At 45.4% G+C, this 23,373-nt stretch carries 16 protein-coding genes and 1 riboswitch; of the genes, 9 read left to right on the forward strand and 7 right to left on the reverse strand.

The genetic code is table 11. From position 1 onward, the window contains the following. The first annotated feature begins 72 nt into the window (after nt 1-72). A complete protein-coding gene (locus tag ABU165_RS20235) occupies nt 73-2,115 on the forward strand; it encodes a DUF4179 domain-containing protein (protein ID WP_318060886.1) in 2,043 nt (680 codons plus the stop codon). Between the two features lie 85 nt (nt 2,116-2,200). Then, on the forward strand, nt 2,201-2,671 hold the full coding sequence (locus ABU165_RS20240; protein ID WP_318060885.1) for an NUDIX domain-containing protein: 471 nt from the start codon (nt 2,201-2,203) through the stop codon (nt 2,669-2,671). A 39-nt stretch (nt 2,672-2,710) separates the two neighbouring features. Here ABU165_RS20240 and ABU165_RS20245 read toward each other — a convergent pair whose 3' ends face one another. From ABU165_RS20245 to ABU165_RS20260, 4 genes are all read right to left on the reverse strand, one after another. Then, nucleotides 2,711-3,670 (reverse strand): LacI family DNA-binding transcriptional regulator, encoded by a 960-nt coding sequence (locus ABU165_RS20245; RefSeq protein ID WP_094768713.1) that lies wholly within the window; start codon nt 3,668-3,670, stop codon nt 2,711-2,713. A gap of 67 nt (nt 3,671-3,737) precedes the next feature. After that, a complete protein-coding gene (locus ABU165_RS20250) occupies nt 3,738-5,354 on the reverse strand; it encodes a glycoside hydrolase family 13 protein (protein WP_318060884.1) in 1,617 nt (538 codons plus the stop codon). A gap of 53 nt (nt 5,355-5,407) precedes the next feature. Further along, nucleotides 5,408-8,737 carry a GH36-type glycosyl hydrolase domain-containing protein gene (locus ABU165_RS20255; protein WP_318060883.1) on the reverse strand — a complete coding sequence of 1,110 codons (3,330 nt, stop codon included), beginning with the start codon at nt 8,735-8,737 and terminating at the stop codon, nt 5,408-5,410. A 67-nt stretch (nt 8,738-8,804) separates the two neighbouring features. After that, nucleotides 8,805-10,976 (reverse strand): glycoside hydrolase family 3 N-terminal domain-containing protein, encoded by a 2,172-nt coding sequence (locus tag ABU165_RS20260; RefSeq protein ID WP_318060882.1) that lies wholly within the window; start codon nt 10,974-10,976, stop codon nt 8,805-8,807. Nucleotides 10,977-11,434: 458 nt separating this feature from the next. Here ABU165_RS20260 and ABU165_RS20265 point away from each other — a divergent pair, with 458 nt between their 5' ends. From ABU165_RS20265 to ABU165_RS20275, 3 genes are all read left to right on the forward strand, one after another. Then, nucleotides 11,435-12,703, forward strand: a complete 1,269-nt coding sequence (locus ABU165_RS20265) for a sugar ABC transporter substrate-binding protein (protein ID WP_170939522.1) — start codon at nt 11,435-11,437, stop codon at nt 12,701-12,703. Nucleotides 12,704-12,790: 87 nt separating this feature from the next. After that, nucleotides 12,791-13,678 (forward strand): carbohydrate ABC transporter permease, encoded by an 888-nt coding sequence (locus tag ABU165_RS20270; RefSeq protein ID WP_094768716.1) that lies wholly within the window; start codon nt 12,791-12,793, stop codon nt 13,676-13,678. Between the two features lie 23 nt (nt 13,679-13,701). Next, complete coding sequence (locus ABU165_RS20275; RefSeq protein ID WP_094768819.1) at nt 13,702-14,562, forward strand: carbohydrate ABC transporter permease; 861 nt, start codon at nt 13,702-13,704, stop codon at nt 14,560-14,562. Nucleotides 14,563-14,657: 95 nt separating this feature from the next. Here the strand turns inward: ABU165_RS20275 and ABU165_RS20280 are convergent, their stop codons facing one another. Further along, nucleotides 14,658-15,227: a TetR/AcrR family transcriptional regulator gene (locus tag ABU165_RS20280; RefSeq protein ID WP_262383049.1), complete on the reverse strand. Its 570-nt coding sequence runs from the start codon at nt 15,225-15,227 to the stop codon at nt 14,658-14,660. A gap of 264 nt (nt 15,228-15,491) precedes the next feature. On the opposite strand from ABU165_RS20280, the gene ABU165_RS20285 reads away from it, so the two are divergent. From ABU165_RS20285 to ABU165_RS20300, 4 genes are all read left to right on the forward strand, one after another. Further along, nucleotides 15,492-17,435 (forward strand): efflux RND transporter permease subunit, encoded by a 1,944-nt coding sequence (locus ABU165_RS20285; protein WP_318060881.1) that lies wholly within the window; start codon nt 15,492-15,494, stop codon nt 17,433-17,435. 2 nt (nt 17,436-17,437) lie between these two features. Further along, complete coding sequence (locus tag ABU165_RS20290; protein ID WP_353762685.1) at nt 17,438-19,264, forward strand: YhgE/Pip domain-containing protein; 1,827 nt, start codon at nt 17,438-17,440, stop codon at nt 19,262-19,264. A gap of 118 nt (nt 19,265-19,382) precedes the next feature. Further along, nucleotides 19,383-19,467, forward strand: a riboswitch (cyclic di-GMP riboswitch). A gap of 84 nt (nt 19,468-19,551) precedes the next feature. Then, complete coding sequence (locus tag ABU165_RS20295; RefSeq protein ID WP_318060879.1) at nt 19,552-20,511, forward strand: sensor domain-containing diguanylate cyclase; 960 nt, start codon at nt 19,552-19,554, stop codon at nt 20,509-20,511. A 56-nt stretch (nt 20,512-20,567) separates the two neighbouring features. Beyond that, nucleotides 20,568-21,629, forward strand: a complete 1,062-nt coding sequence (locus ABU165_RS20300) for a DmpA family aminopeptidase (protein WP_187445468.1) — start codon at nt 20,568-20,570, stop codon at nt 21,627-21,629. A 36-nt stretch (nt 21,630-21,665) separates the two neighbouring features. Here the strand turns inward: ABU165_RS20300 and ABU165_RS20305 are convergent, their stop codons facing one another. Together ABU165_RS20305 and ABU165_RS20310 are read right to left on the reverse strand one after the other, a co-directional pair. Then, complete coding sequence (locus tag ABU165_RS20305; RefSeq protein WP_318060878.1) at nt 21,666-22,868, reverse strand: DUF4085 domain-containing protein; 1,203 nt, start codon at nt 22,866-22,868, stop codon at nt 21,666-21,668. Between the two features lie 55 nt (nt 22,869-22,923). Further along, the gene (locus tag ABU165_RS20310) at nt 22,924-23,355 is read right to left on the reverse strand and encodes a hypothetical protein (RefSeq protein WP_318060877.1); all 432 of its coding nucleotides are present in this window, start codon (nt 23,353-23,355) and stop codon (nt 22,924-22,926) included. Nucleotides 23,356-23,373 lie beyond the last annotated feature (18 nt).

The raw sequence follows: 23,373 nt of genomic DNA on the forward strand, positions 1-23,373 counted from the left end.
TTTTGAGATTGAGCCAGGGGGTCTGTCCCCCTGGCTCACTAACAGGTATAATTAGGAAATAGAGGGGGGAACATGTTGATCATCCCAAATAAAGTGAATGCTGGTTTACCAGAGGATATTAGTAGAAACGATTTACTGTCGATTGTTGGTTGGTTCGAAAAGCATCAGCGGTCTTTTTATATATTAGGCTGGTCTTATCTTAGGAATCAGCAGCAGCTGGAAGAGCTTTTCTACCAGACTATATTAAAAGCACGGAAGGATTTTCCGAAAATAAAAAGCAAAACAACATTTGATATATGGGTAACAAGGGTTTTTATAGATAAGTGCCGTGAGCTTGCTGCAAGCGGGAGTATAGAAGCTTCAGAGGAAAGTGATGCGCATGAGGAACTGTTCAACGCGCTTGAACAGTTAAAAGGAGAAGAGAGGGAAGCGCTTGTTTTTACCTATCTGCAGGGACTATCCAGTGAGGAAACAGCCAGCCTTCTCCAGCTTTCCGTTAAAGAGGTAAAGGAGCTGCTGGTTTCTGGAATCCAGTCGCTCAGAAATGGACTTAGGTATGGGGAGCATTTTAATGGCTGTGCGGAGTACCAAAAGTTTTACTTAGATTATCTTGGGCGGAACATGGAGAGGCCGCTTAAGATTGATTTCGAAAAGCATATTTATCATTGCCCGGAATGTCAGGAGGATCTGGCTTCTTTTCAGGAAGCACAGCTGCATTTGACGAAGATCATGGAGGCGTTTCAAATTCCGGCCGGCTTTATGGAGAGCATTAAAGAAAGAATTGCCCAGACTGAAAACCTGAGGCAGCAAAAGAACAACAAACGTAATAGAATCGGATTTATTGCTGCAAGTGTATTGGCTATACTCATGTGCACTGGTTTCTTTACAGGGGCTTTCGCAAAAGTCTATTATTCCTTATCGGAGGAAAATCCAGAGCTCCGTCCTTTTCTGCAGGCGAAACTGGGTGAAAGGCTGAATTTGGTAGCAGAAAATAATGGGGTGAAGATTAAAATTAAGAGCGTGATCGCTGATGAGGTTCAGACGCTGATTTTTTATGAAATCGAAGATACGAAGAAAAACAATCAGTATATGATTAATTTTGATGATGGCGTTTATGTGGAGGATGAGCAGTCCATCATGAATGAGCAAATGTATCCTCCGTATAATCCCCCTGACCTGGAGTCGGATATAAACAAGGAAGAACAGAACATCTATCATGGAAAAATCAGTCTCAGGCCGCTGCTAAAAGATAGCGGCACTGTCAAGCTGAAGATTACAAAGATGATGAAATTAACCCGCGGCTCCTCTGTCCGGGATACTTTTAGCGGAAGCTTAGAGGAGGCAAGAGGTGAGTGGGAATTTGAGATTCCTGTGGTCAAGCAGCCTTCCACCGAGTATGAACTGGAAAAAGACATAGAAGTTGAGGGTCTCCCAGTCCGGATGGAAAAACTGATTCTTACTCCGACAGCCACCCTTCTGCAATATAGCATGGGTTATGCACAGTCAGGAAAAAAGAGGATAGATAATATTGATTTTGCCAGTTTAGAAGTGAACAATAAAATATTTAAAGCGGATCTTTATGGCGGTGCCTCCTTAGGTTCATGGCATGGTTATCAAGCACAATTCGAACCTCTTTTTGAAAAAAAGGCAGGGAAGATTGAGGTGAAATTCAAGAGGCTGTATTTATCTTTTGATGATTATAAATCAATTAGATTGGACCCATCCAAGCAGTACCCGCAAACCTTTAACTATGCTGGCAGCAGGATTTCCATTGATAAGGTAGAGGTTGGCAAGCCTACCACTGTTGTCTTAAGCAATCATGACATTAAAGATCGCGCCTACGAGTCGTTTCACTTCAACATTGTAACGGAGGAAAGCGAAAATACTTCAATCGAAATGGAGTCTGAAGGAGTCTACGTCGATAAAAGCGGGAAAAAATACGATGTTCATCAAATCACACCTGCTCTATACGAAAAGCTCGAGTACCTCCGCCATTTCTCTACCGTTGAAAGAGTCAAAATACAAGGTGATAATTTAGTTCCCCAAGCCCTTGAAATCTATGGGTACAGTACTACTAAATATTTGGAAGATGTTGTGAGGATATCTTTGGAATAGAGAGCCAGGGGGACAGACCCCTTGGCTCTTTTTTGAAACTGGGCCAGGGGGTCTGTCCCCCTGGCTCAAATAAGGAGAATGCCGAATGATTAGAAATGCTGTTGGGGCCATCGTATTTCAGGGAGAGGAATACCTTTTGGTTCATAAGGTTAAAAGAAGTGCTTTAAAAGCTTCGGAAGGACAAACGAAAGGGGAGTGGGATTTCCCTAAGGGCGGGGTCGAGGAGAGCGATAAAGGTCTTAAGGACGCGATATTAAGAGAGCTGGCAGAGGAATCAGGATCTGCTGAATATCGGATTATAAAGCAGCTACAGGAAAAGATCTGTTTTGATTTTGATAGAGAGTTTGCAAAGAAAACAGGCTGGATCCGGCAGGAAACGGTGATGTTTGTTGTTGAGTATGTGGGAAATAGATCCGATTTGAAGGCAGAGGACAGCGAGATTAATGGAGTTGAATTTGTAGAGAGTGATGAGGTGCTGGAGCGGTTGGGGCATGGGGAGAGTAAGGAGTTTTTCTGGAATTGGAGCCAAGGGGACAGGTCCCTTGGCTCTTTTTGAAACCGGGCCAAGGGACCTGTCCCTATGGCTCCCTTTGTACTATTGCACTGAATCCCCGGGAATCAGTGTTACGTAAATCCTTTCGTTTTCTGCTGGTTCGCCGGCGATTAGTTTTAGAAGGTGTTCGGCGGATACGGCTCCCCATTTGCTTTCTGAGTAGTCAATGGTTGCTAGTCTTGGGTTGGTGTATTGGGAGAGCTCGATGTTGTCGAAGCCGATGATGTGTATATGCTTCCCGATTTCGTACTGGGTTTTTGCCAGATAATTGTACATGCCAATGGCCATTTCGTCATTGAGACAGAAGACTGCGGCGGGCTCTGTGTATTCTTTTACGATTTGCTCTGCTGCTCTCTCGCCGGCAAGTTTATTGAAATCACCAGGAAGTTCGTGATAGTCGATTTGCTGATATCTTTTGACTGCCTGCCTGGCGGCTTCTATCCGCTGTTCAGCATCATAGGAGCCATCAGGGCCTTGCACCGCATAAATTTTGCGGTGGCCCTTTTCAATCAAATAATCGATTGCCAGGGTTGCTCCAGAGGTATTATGCAATAGTACTTGATTAATGTTTGGATGAGATAATTCCCTGTCCATAACCACGATCTTGTGTCCGGCTTCAGCATGCTTCAGCAGTTCTTCACTAGAGAAGGAATAGTCGAGAACAATGGCTCCATCAATCATTCGTTCAGGAATGAAGCGATGGGATTCTTTTCCGCCGCATACAATCATTTCGTATCCTTTGCTGCTTAGGGCGTCTTGAATACCCTGCAGAAGCTGTCCATAGAACGCACCACCGAAATTGGTGAGAAAGACACCGATTATTTTCGTTTCTCTTTTTTTTAATGAACGCGCTGCCGCATTAGGCACGTAGTTAAGTTCTTTGGCGATTGCCATGATTTTTGCAGCAGTCTCCTCTGTAACCTTAGGGCTGCCGTTCAGAGCGTAGGAAACAGTTGAAATAGAGACACCTGCTTTTTTTGCTATATCTTTAATGCTTGTCACGATACTCTCTCCAGTCTCTGCAATAGGCTCTCCTTTTATTATACCTTGTGAGCGCTTCCAGCTATAGTCAATTTTGCAACTTATAAACAAGTGCTTCATAAGGGTGAAGTGTTTGGCTCTGATAAGGGACAGAATAATTGTGGATAAGCAGCTCCCCATTCAAACTCCCTGGCAGGGAACACTGTACTGTTTTATCTGATAGATTGCAGATGATCACCCATTTCTCATCCTTAAAGATTCTTTCATAGGCAAAGACTTCGGGCTCGCTGTCAAGCAGCTGGTAATCACCGTATATGACAATATCATTTGATTTTCGCAGCTGAATCAGCTTTTGATAAAAGCGGAAAATAGATTGATTTGACTCTGAATCAGAAGCAGCATTAATTACAGCGAAATTTGAATTGACGTCAATCCAGGGCACACCTTCTGTAAATCCGGCATTATTCTCTGTATTCCATTGCATGGGAGTTCTGGCATTGTCCCGGCCCTTTACATAAATGGAATTCATGATGTCTTCATGAGAGCGGCCTTCTACACTGCGTTCTTTATACATATTGAATGTTTCAATATCCCGGTAATAGTTAAGTTCAGGGAATTTCACATTGGTCATACCGATTTCTTCACCCTGATAAATGTATGGAGTGCCTTTCATGAGGTGTAAAAGGACAGCAAACATAGTGGCGCTTTCATATCGGAACTTGCCATCATTTCCCCATCTCGAGACAATACGCGGCTGATCGTGATTGCTCCAGAACAGACTATTCCATCCCTTTTCTGATAGTCCTGTTTGCCAGGCCGACAACACACGCTTCAGATCACTGGATTCGAGGGTTTTCAGATCCCACTTTTGCTTGCCGGGGATTTCATCCAATGCGATATGCTGAAAGGCAAATACCATGTCCAGTTCCTTACGGGAAGGATCTGTATAGAGAATGGCCTGATCTAAATCTGCCCCGCCGGTTTCACCGACTGTCACAACCTCAGTTCCCTCCAGTACTTCCCGATGCATTTCCTGCAGATATTCGTGAAGGAGGGGGCCGTTGGCAATGATGTCTTTTTTCAGATCTTTGGCGATCAGGTCGATTACATCAAAACGGAATCCTTTGATGCCTTTTTTTATCCAGAAACGCATGACATCATATAATGCCAGGCGTACAGCGGGATGATGCCAATTCAAGTCCGGCTGTTTTCTGCTGAACATATGCAGGTAGTATTGCTGTGTAAGAGGATCATAGTTCCACGCGCTTCCACTGAATATCGACTGAAGGCTGCTTGGCGGGCCGCCTTCCGCACCATCTTTCCAAACATAAAAGTCCCGGTAAGGATTATCTTTATTCTTTCGGGATTCTATGAACCAGGGGTGCTCATCGGAAGTATGGTTCGCGACGATGTCCATCATGATACCAATACCGCGCCTGGCAGCTTCTGATATCAGCCGATCCATATCATCCATCGAGCCGAATTCGGGATGAATGCTGTAATAATCGCTGATGTCATACCCATTATCATCATTTGGCGAAGCATAGACAGGACAGAGCCAGATGAGATCGGCTCCTAATTCTGCGATATAATCGAGCCTGGAAATAAGTCCATTTAAATCGCCAATGCCATCACCATTCGAATCTTGGAAACTGCGGGGATACACCTGATACACGACACTCTTATGCCACCATTTCTTTTCCAAAAATCAGACCTCCAATTATGAAAGGAAGCGGCCAAATATGGCCGCTGTTTTCATTACAAATAAATATCTATTCTATTCCTGCTATCTGTCAGATGCTTTTCCAGCTCTGCTCTATTGATTTGATATCCTCCTGAGCGGTAGGGGTTGGACAATGGTTCTGCATCAACTGTTATGCTGTTTATCTCAACTCCTGTTTTTTCATGGACCAGATGATAGATGAAGGTGACTTTTTTTCCATCAATGGTGAACTGGAATTCCAGACCGTCGTGTTCTTCAGGCAGGACTGGGTCAATAATCAGATTCTGCCCGCTGCGCCTTATACCCAGGGCATTCGAAATCAGCTGGTTAATATATATCCCGGGTCCGCTGGAGTAGATTCTCCATCCGCCTTTTACAGGAGCTTTGCCGTCGCGGAGTTTATCAAACTGTTCTGCAGCTTCATAGCGGGTATTGAATTTGCCGTCCGAGCTGCTGAAGTAGGCGTTGCTTTGGCGGAGTTCTGCATTAGGCACCACTTTTTGAATCCCGATTGGATTGATTTTCTGCAGGCCGGACCAAACTTCATCTGACTTTCCCAGCTTCGCCATCGCTTCTACGAAACGGATATGGGCATGTACATATTGCAGACCGATTTCGCGGCCAAAGTTGGCTGCCTGCTCTGCCCGCTTGAAGTTTGTGCTGATCCCGCCCGTATAAGTCGCAGGGCGGTCCATTAAACGGACCCCGTCCGGATGATAGAGCTTTTCCCTGATGATCTTATAGTGCTCTTCTGCCTGTTCCGGAGTAAGAAGCTCGCCGATCATGCTTCTCGTCATGGGAAGCAGGCGGTATTGAATCCCGGTTTTCGTATCAGTTGGATGCACCATTAACTCAGGATGTTCTGGGTTTTCCATGTAAACAAACCCGGGAATTGTTCCGGAGGAAAGCATATAAGTGTTGAAGTCTCTCTTTATCCCCTCAGCGATCTCGTTCATTTCTAAAGACATCTTTTCATCGGTGTCCTTCAATAGGGAAGAAAACTGACTGATTACCTGGTAAGTCAGCGCCACTGTCCAGCTGCTCGCCATATATTGTTTTAATTGCGCATTGGCCGGCTGCAGAGTATCATCCCAGTCGCCGTCCCCATATGAAGATAAATAGGTACCGTGTAAAAAATGATCCTTCATATATTGAATCTGCTTCTTAACATGATTCAAAAGGGAGGCTGTGCTTTTCGTAAATTCAAAGCTTCCTTTTTCAGTATAAGGAAGTGATTCATTCAATATTGAAAAATCATCAGTTGCTTTAAGATAGTCAGCAATCACTTTCAGCGGCCAGACGATGATATCACCATGGCTTTCTTCCTGCTGAAATCTGAAATAGTCATCAAACATGAACCATTGCGGCCAATTTCCATCTTCTGCGTACTGATGAGAGTAGACAGTCAAAATGATATTTTTTATAGAATCATAATTTTGAGTGGCCATGAAATACTCAGCTGGTCCCTGGCAGACATCACGTGTACCCCATGCTGCACCGCCGTACTGCTCAAGTCCGTGCGGAACAGAGTAGTGAACAAGCATATTATGTGTATACCACCAGGAAAGTGCATTCACCTTATTTAATTCTTCCGTTGCAGTTCCATTATTGGTAAGTTTGAATCCGTTCATGGTTGAAGCAAAAAACTCACGGTACAATTCCTTCTCAGTCTCATAATCTGTTTGCTTAAACGGAAGGTTCTGCTCCTGAAGCAATCCTTGTATGACAATATTCCATTCAGATGATGAAGCCACTTCTACCATGGCAAGGGAGGCAGCATCAGAATCTATGTTCTCTCCGAATAGACTGGAATTACGCAGATCGAAGTCTGCCCCGTGTATCTTCATCCTGTAGGAAAGCTCAGGAAAAACTGTGGAACTGTCGGAGTTCTCTCCAGCTGTAAAGATTAGAATATTTCCGTCTTGCTCCATCTTAAACGGCTGGGCATATTCGTTATTATTCATTGATACCTGGTTTGTTACTAGATAACGGTATGCTCTCCCTTTAGCCGAGCGGACATGCAGCTCTAATTGTGGAGCATCCGATGCGGTATAGGACGTGATCACAATCAAGTCATCTTCCGTTTTGTAGTACCATCGGCCATAATTGAAGCCCATCTCAAACATGGAAGGCATTGTAAGCAGGCGGAATTCTCCGTCTATTTGTACATAAATTCTCTGGCCGGAGGTTTTGATTATATTCAAAGCATTCCTTGAGTTGGTCAGCATCTTATTAAAGGAAGTATTGCCTACGACAATGTGAGAGTTGAAGATTCCGTACATATATAAAGTAGACGTTAGTACATTTTTGATGTTCTCAACATTTCCTCCGGTCATAATGATATGACCGTGCGGCCGTTCAACCAGCAGCTCTTTTTCCTTTAAAACGATATGCTCATGCTGTCCGGTAAAAAAGGATAACAGTGTATCACCTGATTGCTCCACCTGATGACGGTGCGGGTACATTTCATCTATTTCCTCTTTAGTCATTGAAAGCGACTCAAGCGGCTTCCCGAAAGTAGGGGAGAGTCGGACTGCATCCAGCTTGATTGAAGGCTCTTCCCCGGCCGGCATACCATTCCACGCATCCTGAATTTCCTTTTTAAATTCCAGATCTATGATTGCTTCTTCATGATTTTCTTTGAAAATACCATAAAAGATAATCTGTGCCTTGCCGGCAAGTTTGATTTTTTCCGACTGCAGGGCAGTATAAGCGAATTCATATTGATAAATTTCATTGGCCAGTGATTCTTTTCCGAGAGCTTCCGGGACGTCTGTTTCTTTATAGGAAAGACCGAAGAACTGGAAGCCATCTGTAGAGTATCCGGCAGCTTTCGTTAGTGATCCCTGCTGGATATACGGGAAGCTGCCGCCGCTCATTGGCTGATTCTGTCTCGAGCATATCGCATACCCTTTGCTGCTGTTGAAAACTTTATGATCGATATATTGAGACATGTATGCCTCATTTGTGCGGACAGCGCCTTTGTCGGCAAGCCCTAAATCCTGCCCGTAGATGACGTCAGCTAATTGTCCATCGCCGCTTAATTCTATATCCCAGAACCAAACTGCGTTTTCAGTCAAGGTGAAAGTAATCTTGTATGAAATGCCGCCTGCTTCCCCTCCCCAGAAAACCTGCTTCCCTGCCGTCCGGACCGTGCTGTTGGATTTGACTCCAAGCAGGGGAAATGCTTTAATGCGAGCCCCGCTGTGAACACGCAGGAATAAATTATTTAAAGAACCATCTATGGCATTGGAGAGCCATTGATTAATCATGGTGGATTTATGGGCGATTTCATACAAATCACCGCTATTCAAGAATGTGAATGATAAGTCGTTTGCCTGGATGGTGAACTTTGACTGGGTCATCGTGTCAACTCTTTCCTCTAGTTTAATTAAGCCCTCTTCTAGTCTAAGGGGCATTAATAATACCTAATTAATCAGTTGTTAATTCAAAAGGCAGTGCTGAACAATCATGGCTGTTTGTGCCAACATATGCTATAAATTTTCCGGCATCACTCTTAAATGATAGATCGGAATGATAATAGCGCAATTGCTCTTCAGTAATATCAAAGGTTACCGCTGCTTTTTCACCTGGATTCAGCGCAATTTTTTTGAAGCCTTTCAGTTCCTTCAAAGGACGGACGATTTCGCCTGAAACATCGCGTATATAGAGCTGGACAACCTCTTCTCCCGGATAGCTTCCTGTGTTGGAAATCTGTACAGAAAGCGAAATCGGTTTGGAAGGAGTGAGGACTGCATCTGACAGCTTGGCTTCAGCATAATCAAAGGTTGTATAGCTTAAGCCGTATCCAAAAGGAAGCAAAGGCTCATTTGGAATATCTAAGTATTGGGAAACGTATCTTTCCTGTGCATCCGGGGCTCCTTTAGGACGTCCTGTATTAAAGTGATTGTAATAAACAGGGACCTGGCCTGCGGAATAAGGGAAAGACATAGTCAGTTTTCCGGAAGGGTTCTTATCCCCGAACAACAGATCGGCGATCGCAGTTCCGCCTTCTGTGCCCGGATACCATGCCTCCAGGATGGCATCGGCTTCATCCCAGATTCCATGAAGATCAAGAGGGCGGCCATTGAATAAAACCGCGACTACCGGTTTGCCAAGCAGCTTCACTTTGGCTGCCAGTTCAAGCTGCACTTCAGGGAGGCGGATGTCTGCACGGCAGCCTGCCTCACCGCTCATTTCCGAAGCTTCTCCAAGTGCCAGAATGATTAAGTCCGCGTCCTCTGCTGTTCGAAGAGCTTCATTTATCTGCTCTTCTGTGCCAGATTCAATGCTACAGCCTAAAGCAGTCGTTAGTAAGGATGGGTCAGTTTTTGCTTTTAAGCCGTCATACAGCTGAACGGCTTTTTCCTTTGATCCTAGAAAAGACCATGGGCCCAGGATGTCTCCGCTTTGGGCAAATGGACCAATCACTGCCAGCTTCTTATCTTTTTGAATGGGAAGGACGCCATTGTTTTTTAATAATACAGAGGACTTTGCTGCAAGCTCTCTGGATGCTTTCCGGTGTCCATCGCTTAGGACAAGTTCCTTTTCCAGCGCTTCATCGGCACCCCTGTATGGATTTTCAAATAATCCTAATTTGTCTTTTAGGTTCAGGATTCTCAGCACTGCTTCATCTATAAGTGCTTCATCTACTTTTCCGCTCAAGACAAGTTCCTTTAAATGATCAATATAGCAGGAGGTCATCATTTCAATATCCACACCAGCCTGGATGGCTTTTAGCGCAGCTTCTTTTTCATCCTCGGCAACACCGTGCGGAATCAATTCCTTCACAGCACCCCAGTCAGAAATGAGAACCCCATCAAACTGCCATTCTCCTCTAAGCAGCCCGCGCATCAGTGCCTGATTGCCTGTGGCAGGGATGCCATCAACCGTATTGAATGCAGTCATAACCATTTCACAGCCTTCATCAAGGGCGGCTTGATAAGCAGGGAGATAGGATTCCCTCAGCTGCCGCTCTGACATATTCACGGTGTTATAATCACGGCCGCCTTCCGCCGCCCCGTATGCCGCAAAGTGCTTTACACATGCTGCTACAGCTTCTTTATTATTTTTTAAATCATTCCCCTGAAACCCGCGGACAAAGGCCCTTGCAAACTCACTGTTCAGGAATGGGTCTTCGCCAGTTGATTCCATTACCCTTCCCCAGCGCGGGTCGCGGACAAGGTCAACCATTGGAGCAAAGGTTACATGTACCCCGGATGCAGCCGCTTCTTTCGCGGCAATTTCAGCACTTTCCTGTGCACCATCCAGATCCCATGAACAGCCAATGGCAAGGGGGACTGGGAATATGGTTTTATATCCATGGATCACATCCGCCATGAATAACAAAGGAATTCTCAATCGGTTCTTTTTTAAATGGGCCGCCTGTATGCTGATTGCTTCTTTTGCTCCACCAGATGCTCCGAGAACGGATCCCGTATTCTGTATATTCGCTTCGGACACTTTCATGGAAGCAAGGGGGCCGGTAATTTGCCCTTCATCCTTTGAGCCTTCAAAAAAAGGCGTAGCCAGCTGCATTAATTGAGCTATTTTTTCATCAAGTGTCATCTCTTGCAGTAAAGATTGTAAGTTTGCGTTCATCATATGGGCGACCTCTCCAAAAAAGTATTATTTTAACAAATCAATAGAAACGTTTCGAATGAAGATACAACTGCATTATAAGCGCTTTCTTTTTACGAGTCAACGGAAAATCGAAACGTTTCTATAGGTGAATATGTCTTTGCGAGATATTAGGAGGGTGATTTGAAAAATAACCATGAAATTTTACTTGAAAACGATTACACATTGAAATATAATAGCCCTATCGAAACGTTTCAACCCGATGTAGGTGAATATTCAGCTTGGAATTGCAGTAGTTAGAAACGTTTCAATAATGGTAGGTTTATATTTTTTTGCTTACAATCGAAACGTTTCACTAGAAGGGGGAATATGTCAGCCGTTCACCTGGATGGCACTGCTTTACGTCAGTTGTTTAAGAAGTAGGGATGCAGCAATAGGGGAATTTTAAAGCAAAGCCTATTAAATTATTGGAGGTTTTACGAATGAGCCAAAAGTTGTTAAATGTATTCAGCAAAAAGTTTGCAGCAGCTGCTATGATAGGTTCACTAGTTGTTTCTGGAGCACTGGCCGGCTGTTCTTCTGAGAGCGGGTCTTCTTCGGAGGAAGGGCAAAAGACCATTACCGTCTGGGGCATGGGGGAAGAGGCAAAGGCCCTCCCGAAAATTGCAGATGAATTTGAAAAAGAGAATCCTGAAATCAATGTGAAAGTTCAAGCCCTGCCATGGGATCAGGCACATGATAAGCTGTTAACTGCCGTTGCTTCTAAAAAAGGTCCGGATGTGGTCCAAATGGGGACAACTTGGATTCCGGAATTCGCTTCTGCTAATGCACTGCTTGATCTAACTGAGGATGCTGAAAAATTCCCTGAGCTGGGTGCTGATAACTTCTTCGAAGGATCAGTGGAAACGACAAAATATGAAGATAAAGTGGTTGGAGTACCTTGGTATGTCGATACACGAGTATTATTTTACCGCACAGATTTACTGGAAGAAGCAGGCTTTAAAGAAGCTCCAAAGACTTGGGATGAGTTAAAGGATGCGGCAAAAAAGCTGTCTGAGCGCGGAGATGATAAATACGGAATCAGCATTGACACCAATGAGCAAAGCTTATCATTTATGCTGGCCCGCCAAAACGGATCCCCATTGATAGAAGGCAATCAGGCACACTTTAATGAGCCGGAATTTGTGGAAGCAGTTGAGTATTTAAATGGATTCTTCAAGGATGGATCTGCTCCTGTTGATCTTGGCCTTGATATCGTTCAGGCCTTTAGGGGTGACGGGATCCTTCCAATGTTCATCAGCGGTCCATGGATGGTAAAGCTGATCAATGACCAGGCACCGGAACTTGAAGGCAAGTGGGCAACAGCTGTCCTTCCTGCAAAGGAAACGAATACCTCTACATTGGGCGGATCCAACTTATCCGTTTTCGAGCACACGAAAAATAAAGATGAAGCTTTGAAGTTCCTTGCATATATGAGCAAGCCTGAAACTCAGGTTAAATGGCTTGAAATGACAAACTCTCTGCCGGCGAGCAAAGAGGCTTGGAATGATGACCAGCTTCAGCAGAATGAGTATTATAAAGTATTTGGAGAACAGTTAGAAAATGCACAGCCGATGCCTGTCATCAAACCTTTTGAAAAAATCGCACAGGATTTCTTAAAGAGATTTGAAAAGATTTATCGCGGCGGAGCGGATATACAGGAAGAAATGGATTCATTTGATAAAGAGTCTGAAGAAATATTGTCTAAATAAATTGTAAAACAGGCAACTGGCAGGCAATTGTCTGCCAGTTGCCTTCAATAGTCCGGCAAAGCTGGGTTTAGAAGGAAGGGACTTGCAATGAGAAGCTTTGTGGCAAACAAAACTCCATACTTTTTTATAGCTCCTGCACTTATTTTGCTGTTAATATTCTCAATTCTGCCTATATTTGTGGCCTTTATCATCAGTTTTACGGATTTGGATCTAGCCGGTATTGCTGATTGGTCATCCATCAGTTTTATTGGATTTGAGAATTATAAAGAGGTTGTAAGTGATGAGATATTCTTAAAATCCATTTTTAATACACTATTCTATGTGGTAATAGGTGTACCGCTTGTCATCGTTTGCTCCCTGGGGATCGCGCTCCTGATCAATTTTGGAAAAGCACGCATTTTCAAAGCTTTCCGGGTTGTCTTCTATATGCCTTCCATAACAAATGTTGTTGCAGTAGCGGTTGTGTGGAGCTTTCTCTATAACCCTCAGTTAGGCTTATTCAACCATGTACTGGAATTTTTCCACTTGCCGCCTGTACCGTGGCTGCAGGATCCCACAGTGGCAAAGATCTCGTTAATCGTTCTTGCTCTCTGGAGAGCCATCGGCCTTAATATGATTATCTTTCTTGCTGCGCTTCAGGGGATACCAAAAACTTACTATGAAGCGGCCCAGCTGGACGGCGCAAACAATTGGCAGCAGCTGTTTAAGATCACCATTCCCCTGTTAAGATACGCCATCTTCTTTGTGTCAATCACAACAATGATCGGCTGGCTCCAATTTTTCGAAGAGCCTTTTGTCATGACAGACGGCGGTCCATTAGACAGCACGACTTCTGTTGCGCTATTTATTTACCGGAATGGATTCCAATTAAGCAACTTTGGCTATGCCGCTGCAGGATCTTTCATATTGTTCATTGCCATCATTATCATTACGATGCTTCAATTTAAGCTGCAGAAGAAAGGGCAGGATTATTGATGAAAACTGAGGTGGAATACAAAATGAAAACCAATGCAGTTCAAAAACAGTCATTAAGCAGCAGTAAAAATGCTGAAAAAGCTCAGCAATGGTTTGTTGGCATTATTCTTGCGATTGGGGGGGTGCTGGTTACTATTCCCTTTATATGGATGATCCTTTCTGCCTTCAAGCCGGAAAGTGAAGTAATGCAGCTGACGCCAACCCTGCTGCCGCAAGAGTTCACATTGGAAAATTTCTATAATCTCTTTGTAAATATGAACTTCGCTCTTTATTTGAAAAATACACTGGTCGTTGTTTTCTGGTCTTTTTTCGGCTTAATTTTAAATGCGATGGCCGGATATGCTTTTGCCAAATTTGAATTTAAAGGACGCAATAAATTATTCTTTCTCGTTCTTGCTACAATGATGATTCCTGGCCAGGTTACCATGATTCCGGTCTACTTGATACTGAATCAAATGCACCTAACGAATACTATGGCGGGAATCGTTCTGCCTGGACTGGTGGGAGCATTCGGTATCTTCCTTTTCCGTCAGTTCATGACAACTATTCCCGATGAACTGCTCGAGGCAGCCAGACTGGATGGAGCCAGTGAACTAAGGGTGTTCTGGCAGATCGTCCTGCCAATGACCAAACCGATACTCGCTGTCCAGGGAATTCTCACCTTTATCGCTGGCTGGAACAGCTTCCTGTGGCCGCTGATCATTGCGAATGATGAGAGCCTCTATACACTGTCGGTCGGACTGCAGTTATTGAAAGGCCAATACGGAGGCAACTTCGCCCTGCAGATGGCCGGGTCCACCTTTATGGTCGTTCCGATTATCATCATCTTCATTCTTTTTCAGCGGTACATTATTGATGGGTACACGATATCGGGGATTAAGTGAGAGCCAAGGGGACAGACCCCCTGGCTCTTTTTGTGACCGGGCCAAGGAACCTGACCCCCTGGCCCAAACCAGCCCAGGGAACCCAATCCCCCACCTCACCGCACCCCCAACAACCCCCGATTAATCACCCCATTAATAATCTCCGCCATCTCCCTAGGACTGTGATCCATCCCATTATTAAGCCATTTCTTTATCGCATGAATGCTGCCGCTGATGATGAAGGTACTGAGGTATTCAGAAAGGTTTTCATCGTACGCTGTGTCGGCGAGCCAGCTGGTCATGAAGACCTGGTGGGCGAAGTTGATGACTTTTGTTTCGAAGGTTGTGTTTGTTTTTTCGTTGAGGAGGGTGGTGCATACTTCGTGCTTTGAGGCGAAGTATTCGAGCAGTTTTTCGATCATTTGGAGGGCCTGGTCTTCTTTTTCGAAGTTGTACTGGCTCATATAGCCCTGCATGTCCTGGATGATTTCGTCTTCGATGGTGTCCAGGAGGTCATATTGGTCGGTGTAGTGGGAATAAAATGTGGAGCGGTTGATGTCGGCGAGACTGCAGATTTCTTTGACGGTGATATAGGAGATTTGCTTGTCCTTCAATAGCTTCATGAGGCTGTCTTTCAATACCATGATTGTATATTTTTTGCGTCTGTCCATTTTGGGAGAGGTCATAACCAGTTTCCTTTCTTTTTGCGTTTTCCAACACTTTTGATCATTGTGTCGGGAATACCACGGAAGTTAGAGAACTGTTCGTTGAATAGGCAACACCGTGTTTATATAATGATAAAGTGTATAGAAAAAAAGGGCAAGAGAGGGTGAACACGCATCAATATTGCTGCACGAATACTTAAACATAAAAAAGCCGTTGCCATTATTTTCGCGGTTTTGACTGTGCTTTGCGCCCTGGCGCAGTTCACTGTGTCGGTGAACTATGATATGAAGGAATATCTGCCGGAGGACGCTCAGTCGACGAAAGCCATGGAAGTGATGGAGCGGGAATTTGAAGGAAATGTCCCGACGAACCGGGTGATGATGCGGGACATGACCATACAGGAAGCTCTTGATTTCAAAGAAAAGCTGGCCGCGATTGACGGTGTATCTGATGTCATGTGGCTGGATGATGTGATCGACATCAAGGCTCCGCTTGAGATGGCGGACCCGAATACGGTAGATGACTATTACAAAGATGACTATGCCTTATTCTCTTTCAGCATCCGTGAAGGAGAGGAAGTCCAGATTACTGATCGCATTTATGATCTCATCGGCAAAGACAATGCGATGGCCGGGGAATCGCTGAACACGGCCACCCAGCAGAAAATGGCCGGCACAGAATCGATGTATGCGGCCGCCTTTTTGGTGCCGATCATCATCATTATTTTAGTCGTTTCAACGACCTCGTGGGTGGAGCCGCTGCTGTTCCTCACCGCCATCGGTGTATCGGTTCTGATCAACATGGGGACGAATATTTTTCTCGGTGAGGTTTCCTTTGTCACTCAGTCGGTCGCCCCGATCCTGCAGCTTGCAGTCTCGCTGGATTATGCAATTTTCCTCCTGCACAGCTTTAACGATTACCGGAAAAAGGTGGGAGACCCGCGGGAAGCGATGGAGCTGGCGATGAAGAAATCATTTTCGGCAATCGCAGCCAGCGCGTCCACAACCTTCTTCGGTTTCATTGCCTTATCATTCATGGAGTTTGAAATCGGGTCTGATCTTGGCATCAACCTGGTTAAAGGGATTTTACTGAGCTTCATCAGTGTCATGGTGTTCCTGCCGGCATTGACATTGCTTTGTTATAAATGGATCGACAAGACGCAGCATAAGCCATTGCTGCCATACATCCGCGGCAAGGGGAATTTTGTGCTGAAGTTCCGGGTGCCGGTTCTTTTGCTTGTTGCCATCCTGGTTGTCCCGGCCTTTCTTGCGCAAAGCAAGACCAATTTCACTTATGGAGTTGGCGAATTGCCGGAGTCGACAAGGGCGGGGAGCGATTTTGCGAAAATTAAAGAAGAGTTCGGGAAAAGCACGCCGATGGTCCTGCTTGTACCGAAGGGGGATATGGCCAAGGAAGAAGAGCTCGCCGGCGATCTGGAAAAGCTTGACCATGTGACGAGTGTCATGGCATATGTCAACACTGTCAGTGCGGCAATCCCTCCAGAGTATCTCGACCCCAGCATCACCGAACAGTTCTACTCGGAAAATTACAGCCGGATCATCCTTCAGACAGATACAAAAACTGAGGGAGACGAGGCATTCAAGCTAATCGAGCGGGTCCAGGATACTGCTGAAAAACTGTATGGAGACAAGGTTTATTCAGTCGGGGAAAGCGTGACATTGTATGATATCAAAAACACGGTCAAAAAAGACAACACGCTGGTCAATCTGCTGACTCTCCTGACCGTCGCATTCGTCCTTTTCGTAACCTTCAGGTCGATCTCGATTCCGCTGATCCTGCTGCTGACCATTCAGACAGCCGTCTGGATCAATCTGTCGGTCCCTTATTTTACAGATTCTTCATTAGTATATGTCGGCTATCTGCTCGTCAGCATCATCCAGCTGGCCGCGACTGTCGACTATGCGATCCTGCTGACAGATGCTTATAAAGAGGACCGGCAGGAAATGTCTGCGCTGGAAGCAGTCAAGAAGACAATGGATGAAAAAATATTCTCGATCGGCATTTCGGCCTCAATTTTATCAAGTGTAGGCTTTATCTTATGGATTACGTCATCGAACCCAATCGTAGCTTCAATCGGACTGCTGCTTGGAAGGGGAGCGCTGCTGGCCTTGATCATGGTTGTGTTCTTCCTTCCGGCGTGCCTGCTGATCTTCGATAAACTGATCATGAAAACAACATGGAAAGCAAACTTTTATAAGGAGAAGTGATGATGAGGAGAATGAGAAAATTCTTGGCTGTCTTTGCCAGCATCCTAATGATGATGCCCGCCCTGCTCGTTTCGGCTGATACAGCGGGCAGCAAGTCAGGGGAAAAAGTCTCCCAGGAAACAGGAGAGCTTTCCTCAAAGGATGAAGTGGTGTATGCAAAGCTCAGCCCAGCCGGTGAAAATCAGGAAGTTTATGTGGTCAACATTTTAAATATTGAAGAACCTGGGGAAGTGACTGATTATGGCCCCTATACGAACCTGAAAAACCTGACGGATCTCTCGCCGATTGAGAAATCAGACGCAGCGGTGAATGTGACGGCTGAAGAAGAAGGAAAGTTTTATTATCAGGGTGATTTGAATGAGTCAGCCCTGCCATGGAATGTTTCCATTACGTATACATTGGATGGGCAGGAAACCGCACCGGAAGAATTGGCTGGAAAAAGCGGCCATGTGGAGATTGGGATTCAAACCTCCAGAAATGAAAGTGCAGAAGCTTCCTTTTTCGAAAACTATCTGCTGCAGATTTCCTTCCCGCTGAATGGGGAGAAATTCAGCAATATCGAGGCTCCGGACGGGATGCTTGCCAACGCGGGGAAAAATAAGCAGGCCACATTCACTGTGATGCCGGAAAAAGAGGGAAATCTGACACTTGAAGCAGATGTGGCAGATTTCGAGCTCGAAGGCATTGATATTACAGCCATTCCGTCTTCACTCCCGATTGATGCACCTGACATCGATGACATGACAGGTGAGATGGATACACTGACAAAGGCGATCAAAGAGGTCAATGATGGAGTGGGGCAGCTGCAGAACGGCGCTTCGGAATTGCATAATGGCGCAGCTAAGCTCAGCAATGGCTCCAGGGAGTACCGTAATGGCATAGCGGCTCTCGATGGTTCCTCTTCCAAGCTGGTCAGCGGCTCAAAGAGCATCGAGCAGGCTCTGCAAAAGCTGAATAGCAGTCTGAGCGCTGGCTCTGGAGACATGGGCCTCGGCGATTTGAAAAAGATGCAGGATGGACTGTCACAATCGGCAGCCGGCCTGCGGGAAGTGTCCAGGAATCTGGCAGCATTGCAGCAGGCCTTTAGCGCCTCTTACAATAGCTTGAATGAAGCAATGGAAGGCATTCCGAACGCTGAGATTTCCCAGGCACAAATCGAGCAGCTGAAACAGAGCGGAGCTGACCCGAATGTTGTCGCGCAATTGCTTGAGACTTATGCCGCGGCTAAAAATGCCAAAGGAGTCTTTGCTGCTGGAAAAGGCAGCTTTGCCGCTGTCAGCGGGACATTGCAACAGGTCAGTGGTTCTCTGACAGGAATGGCCAAGAATCTGGATTCTATGTCAGCGGGACTTTCGCATGCTCTGAACAGCTCAGATGCTGCCGATGCGATGGCCCAGCTGCAGGCAGGCGTTAATGCCCTTGCCGTCAACTACCAATCCTTCCACTCGGGATTGGAGGAGTACACCGGCGGAGTGAGCAGGCTGGCAGGTTCCTATTCTGAACTGCATAACGGCATTGCTGGCGTGGCCGACGGAACAGGAGAAATCGCCAACGGCGCAGCGAGCCTTCATACCGGTACCACTGAACTTTATGAAGCAACCAGGGATCTGCCTGAACAAATGAAAGAAGAAGTTGAAGGCATGCTCGAAGAATATGACAAGAGTGACTTCAAACCGGTATCCTTCGTATCATCGCAAAACGAAAAGGTCAACTCTGTTCAGTTTGTGCTAAAGACAGAAAGCATTAAGCAGGAAGAAACGAAAGAAAATGAAAAGCCTAAAGAAGAGCCGAAAGGGTTTTGGGCTCGTCTGAAGGCGCTGTTTTCATAGGAGTGAGCCAAGGGGACAGGTCCCTTGGCTCTTTTTGATATTGGGCCACGGGGTCTGTCCCCGTGGCTCCATGGTTTAAATTGGAAGTCTTGCCGCTTATCCTTTAAAATTAAATAGATAAATATACAGGCAAATTCATCGAAAGGTGAGGGCGCAAGACTATAGGGGCTAAAGCCAAGAGGCTATGTCTGCCGGTTACCGATTCAACTTTATGGACGATAGGCTAATCGGTTTCGGTTGGTCTATTTTTTATGCTGAAGGATTGAGGAAAACGAAGAGGGACAGCAATGATGAACATACAATTTGCACAAGGTTTTGGATTAGGGGCACTGACTGTTGTATTGGTTGTGATTTATGTTTTCAGAAGTTGGAAAAAGAAAGAAACGGACTCTTTTAAAAATCATGAAAGTTATATGCATGTGATCGAAAACACCAAGGATTTCCTTTATTATTGCCAAGTCTATCCGGAGCTGCAATTCAAATATCTTGGTCCTTCAGCTGAATGCTTTTTCGGTGAAGGTTCTAATGCAGATGCCTATTCCGACGCTGGTGTTGCCTTCAGGGATATTCACCCGGAGGATATGGATATTCTCCAAAAAAAAGTCCATGGACAGGTAGATTTCAATCAAGCAATCGTTCAGCGCTGGAAGGATAAAGACGGCAACTATCGATGGTTTGAAGAGTATGCGACTCCCATATATGAAAATGGCGTGCTGGTTGCTCTTCAAGGGGTGGTGCGGAATATTGATGAGAGAAAAAAGCTGGAGGAGACATTGACATATCGAATCGCCCATGATGCGTTGACAGACATATATAACCGTGAATTCTTCGAGCAAATGATGGAGAAATATAATGAACGTGAGGATATAGCTGCAGCCATCATTTTGTGTGATTTGGACGGATTGAAATGTTTAAATGACAACCATGGACACAAAACAGGGGATTTTCTAATTAAAGAAACAGCACATCTATTAGAACGCTTTTTTACAGAGGATGCTTATGTTTCCAGGATTGGAGGAGATGAATTTGCCGTCATTCTTTTAAAAAAGGAAAAAGAACAGGTGGAGTTACTGGCCGAAAAGCTAGCTGAAGAGATTAGCAGATATAATGAAAATAGCCAGGAAGTCAAAATCAACCTATCAATAGGCTTTGCGTTCAGTGAAAATTCCCGAGGCGTAATGGAACGCTTATTTGTTGAAGCAGATAACCATATGTATCAGCAAAAAAGAACGAAAAAAGGTGCCTGAATCTATCCTAACAGATGGGAGAGAGATGCCTTTCTTCGCAAAAATGGAGGATAAAAATGCCTGCCAAAAAAAGAATCAGAGACTATGGAGTAAAAATAGGAACCCTTCAGACAGGTCCGCGCAATAGCATCACAGATGTGGAAGGCGTAACTGTGGGGCATACCACGCTGAGCGAAGCTGACAAACAAACCGGGGTTACGGCAATTGTGCCGCATCCCGGAAATCTATTTAAAGAAAAGCTGATCGCCGCAACCCATGTGATCAACGGGTTTGGGAAGAGTATGGGAACAATTCAGATCAATGAGCTGGGTACGCTTGAATCCCCGATCATCCTGACCAACACGCTCGGCATCGGTACAGCGGCAGATGCTTTGATTCAGTATATGCTGGAGTCTAATCCCGAAATCGGCCGGACGACTGGAACGGTGAATCCGATTGTGTGTGAATGCAATGATATGTTTTTGAATGATATCAGGGCTGGGTTTATAGAGCGGGAGCATGTTTTCCAGGCACTGCAGAATGTCTCGGCGGACGTGGAAGAAGGCACTGCTGGAGCAGGGACCGGCATGCTTTGCTATTCGCTGAAGGGCGGCATCGGGACCAGCTCGAGGCTGATGGAAATGGACCATGGCACTTATACGATCGGTGTCCTTGTGCTGACGAATTTCGGCGGTTTAAAGGATTTGCGGGTGAATGGGAAAGCAGTCGGGGAGGAGCTGAGTGAGGCTATCCAAGCTAAGGAGGAGCAGGATAAAGGTTCAGTTATCATCATTGTGGCTACAGATCTGCCTGTGTCAGAGAGGCAGCTAAATCGAATTATTAAAAGGACGGTTACAGGATTGTCCCGGACGGGGTCAATCATCGGGACGGGAAGCGGCGAGGTTGTCATTGGGTTTTCGACTGCTGTGAAAATTCCTCATGAAAAACCGGCAGATTGCCTGACCTTTTCTATGATACATGAAGAAGATATTGATCTGGCCTTCAGGGCGGCAGGCGATGCAACGGAAGAAGCTGTCCTGAATTCTTTGGCAGCGGCAACACGGGTGGTGGGCCGGAATGGGAATGTGCGGCCGGCTTTGAGTGATTTGCTGCGGGAGCATGGTATCCGGCTGGTGTAAAAAAGACCTTGCCCCAAATAATACGGGGCATGGCTCCTATTCATGATCAATCAATTCTCCGTACTTTTTCATATTATCTTCACTCAAAACCCCAGCTTTATAAAAATAGTTTGCATATACAAACAGCATCATTTCATTTTCTTCTGTGAACTCCAGCTTCTCCATGATGAGATTGATCGTCTCCGCATGCTCTTCAGGACTGGTATACATCGTATTCCAGGCGCTGACCTGCTGTTCAGGGATCCCGCTGAAAATGGCAGCTTCCAGCTCTTCCGGCGGGACCGGCTCCTTTAAGTGTGCGTAGGGGTCTTCATCAATGTCAGTGTAGATGAAGCCGATCGGATTATATTCCTCCAAAGGGTAGGTGTATTGCCCGCTTGAGGTTGTTACCACTGCGTTTAGTTGGTTTACTTCCAGCTTTCCATCTGCTAGAAGAACGGATTCCTCCAAGCTGCTAATCTCGCTTATAAAGTCAGGCACAGCCAGCCAATAGCGCTGACCCTGCGGCAGCTGTGCGATATATTTCCCAAGCGGCATATCCTCTAATTTTCCTTCATCTTTTAATCTCGTAAAAAGCACCGGCCTATAAAAATACTGCACAGTCAAATCCTTCATATAAATGGTCCACTGGGCATCCGGGCATTCAAACAGAACGCGGAAGGCAAAGCCTGCAGCGGTTATCTGGAGCTCATAGTATATCAGCCATTGGCCGGTCTGCAGCTGCTCAGCTGCTTCTTCCTCAGTAATATGATGGAAAGTAAAGTGGATATAAGGCTTTGTGGAAAAACTGCTCTCTGTATTGATATAAAGATGAAGATTGCCATTCTCCCGCTCAATCCGCTCAATAATCGCATCATGGAGGCTTTCTGCAAACACCTCCTGGACAGCAGGTGATAAATGGGCAGCAGCCTGTGTTGTCTGCTCATGTGCTGCATCCAGAACCTGTTCAAACTCCCTGTCACTATTACGCATCCATTGAATATATTCCTCCCGGACCGATTTTGGCAGGGAAGGCTGATTGAGCGTTCCATTTTCAAGATAAGGAACAAAGCGGCTCGGGAGCACAGTCAGCAGCTCAGCTTTTATATCCTCCAGTTCCTCTTTCAGGCGGGCAGGGAGATCTTCTCCTTCTTCCTTGGCTTCTCTCAAGGTGCTTTCCCAGTCAGAGTCTGTTTCAGGAATGGGGAGGAGGTTATGCTTTAAGAATGCTTCTTTTGCTTGAATTGTTAGATTCCACATTGAGGCACCTCAGATCATTTTGGTAAAAGTAGTATATTGTACATCTCCATTGAATCTAGTAAACAACCCCAAATTCCCGCGATGCGCAGCCATGGCATGTATCATTGTCAAACTGATGCTCCTTGGCAACCTTTTCACCGCAAAACTGACACTTTCGATATTGCCTTTTTCTGGTGTTAATAGTCTTAAGCAGCAGTTCAAGCAAGACGGCCTGCTGCTCTTCTTTGTTCAAGGATTGAACTTCCTTCCAGGATAACGAATGTTTTGTATGGATGCCAGGCACCGGAGCCGGAATAGGTCCATTCCATTGTACAGCTTCATATCCAAAGTCCAGACCTGCATCGGTAAAACGGATATAAACCTCTGGTTCATCGGCAAATCCATCAAGCTTAAAATAAGCGGCATGATTACCAGTAAAACTGTTAATTGAGTATTGGTCATTAAGGGATTCAATCCAGGTGAAGGCCTTCATTTTTAAAGATTTCAATGTGAGCATCCTTTTGGC

Source organism: Cytobacillus sp. T106 (assembly GCF_040492155.1).
Classification (GTDB): domain Bacteria; phylum Bacillota; class Bacilli; order Bacillales; family Cytobacillaceae; genus Bacillus_AB; species Bacillus_AB infantis.

Bases quoted from the DNA above. Each gene is read 5' to 3' on its own strand.
- ABU165_RS20240 (WP_318060885.1), top strand. From the start codon at position 2,201: ATGATTAGAAATGCTGTTGGGGCCATCGTATTTCAGGGAGAGGAATAC.
- ABU165_RS20235 (WP_318060886.1), top strand. From the start codon at position 73: ATGTTGATCATCCCAAATAAAGTGAATGCTGGTTTACCAGAGGATATT.
- ABU165_RS20300 (WP_187445468.1), top strand. From the start codon at position 20,568: ATGCCTGCCAAAAAAAGAATCAGAGACTATGGAGTAAAAATAGGAACC.
- ABU165_RS20260 (WP_318060882.1), bottom strand. From the start codon at position 10,976: ATGATGAACGCAAACTTACAATCTTTACTGCAAGAGATGACACTTGAT.
- ABU165_RS20290 (WP_353762685.1), top strand. From the start codon at position 17,438: ATGAGGAGAATGAGAAAATTCTTGGCTGTCTTTGCCAGCATCCTAATG.
- ABU165_RS20280 (WP_262383049.1), bottom strand. From the start codon at position 15,227: ATGACCTCTCCCAAAATGGACAGACGCAAAAAATATACAATCATGGTA.
- ABU165_RS20285 (WP_318060881.1), top strand. From the start codon at position 15,492: ATGAAGGAATATCTGCCGGAGGACGCTCAGTCGACGAAAGCCATGGAA.
- ABU165_RS20255 (WP_318060883.1), bottom strand. From the start codon at position 8,737: ATGACCCAGTCAAAGTTCACCATCCAGGCAAACGACTTATCATTCACA.
- ABU165_RS20265 (WP_170939522.1), top strand. From the start codon at position 11,435: ATGAGCCAAAAGTTGTTAAATGTATTCAGCAAAAAGTTTGCAGCAGCT.
- ABU165_RS20305 (WP_318060878.1), bottom strand. From the start codon at position 22,868: ATGTGGAATCTAACAATTCAAGCAAAAGAAGCATTCTTAAAGCATAAC.
- ABU165_RS20270 (WP_094768716.1), top strand. From the start codon at position 12,791: ATGAGAAGCTTTGTGGCAAACAAAACTCCATACTTTTTTATAGCTCCT.
- ABU165_RS20275 (WP_094768819.1), top strand. From the start codon at position 13,702: ATGAAAACCAATGCAGTTCAAAAACAGTCATTAAGCAGCAGTAAAAAT.
- ABU165_RS20295 (WP_318060879.1), top strand. From the start codon at position 19,552: ATGATGAACATACAATTTGCACAAGGTTTTGGATTAGGGGCACTGACT.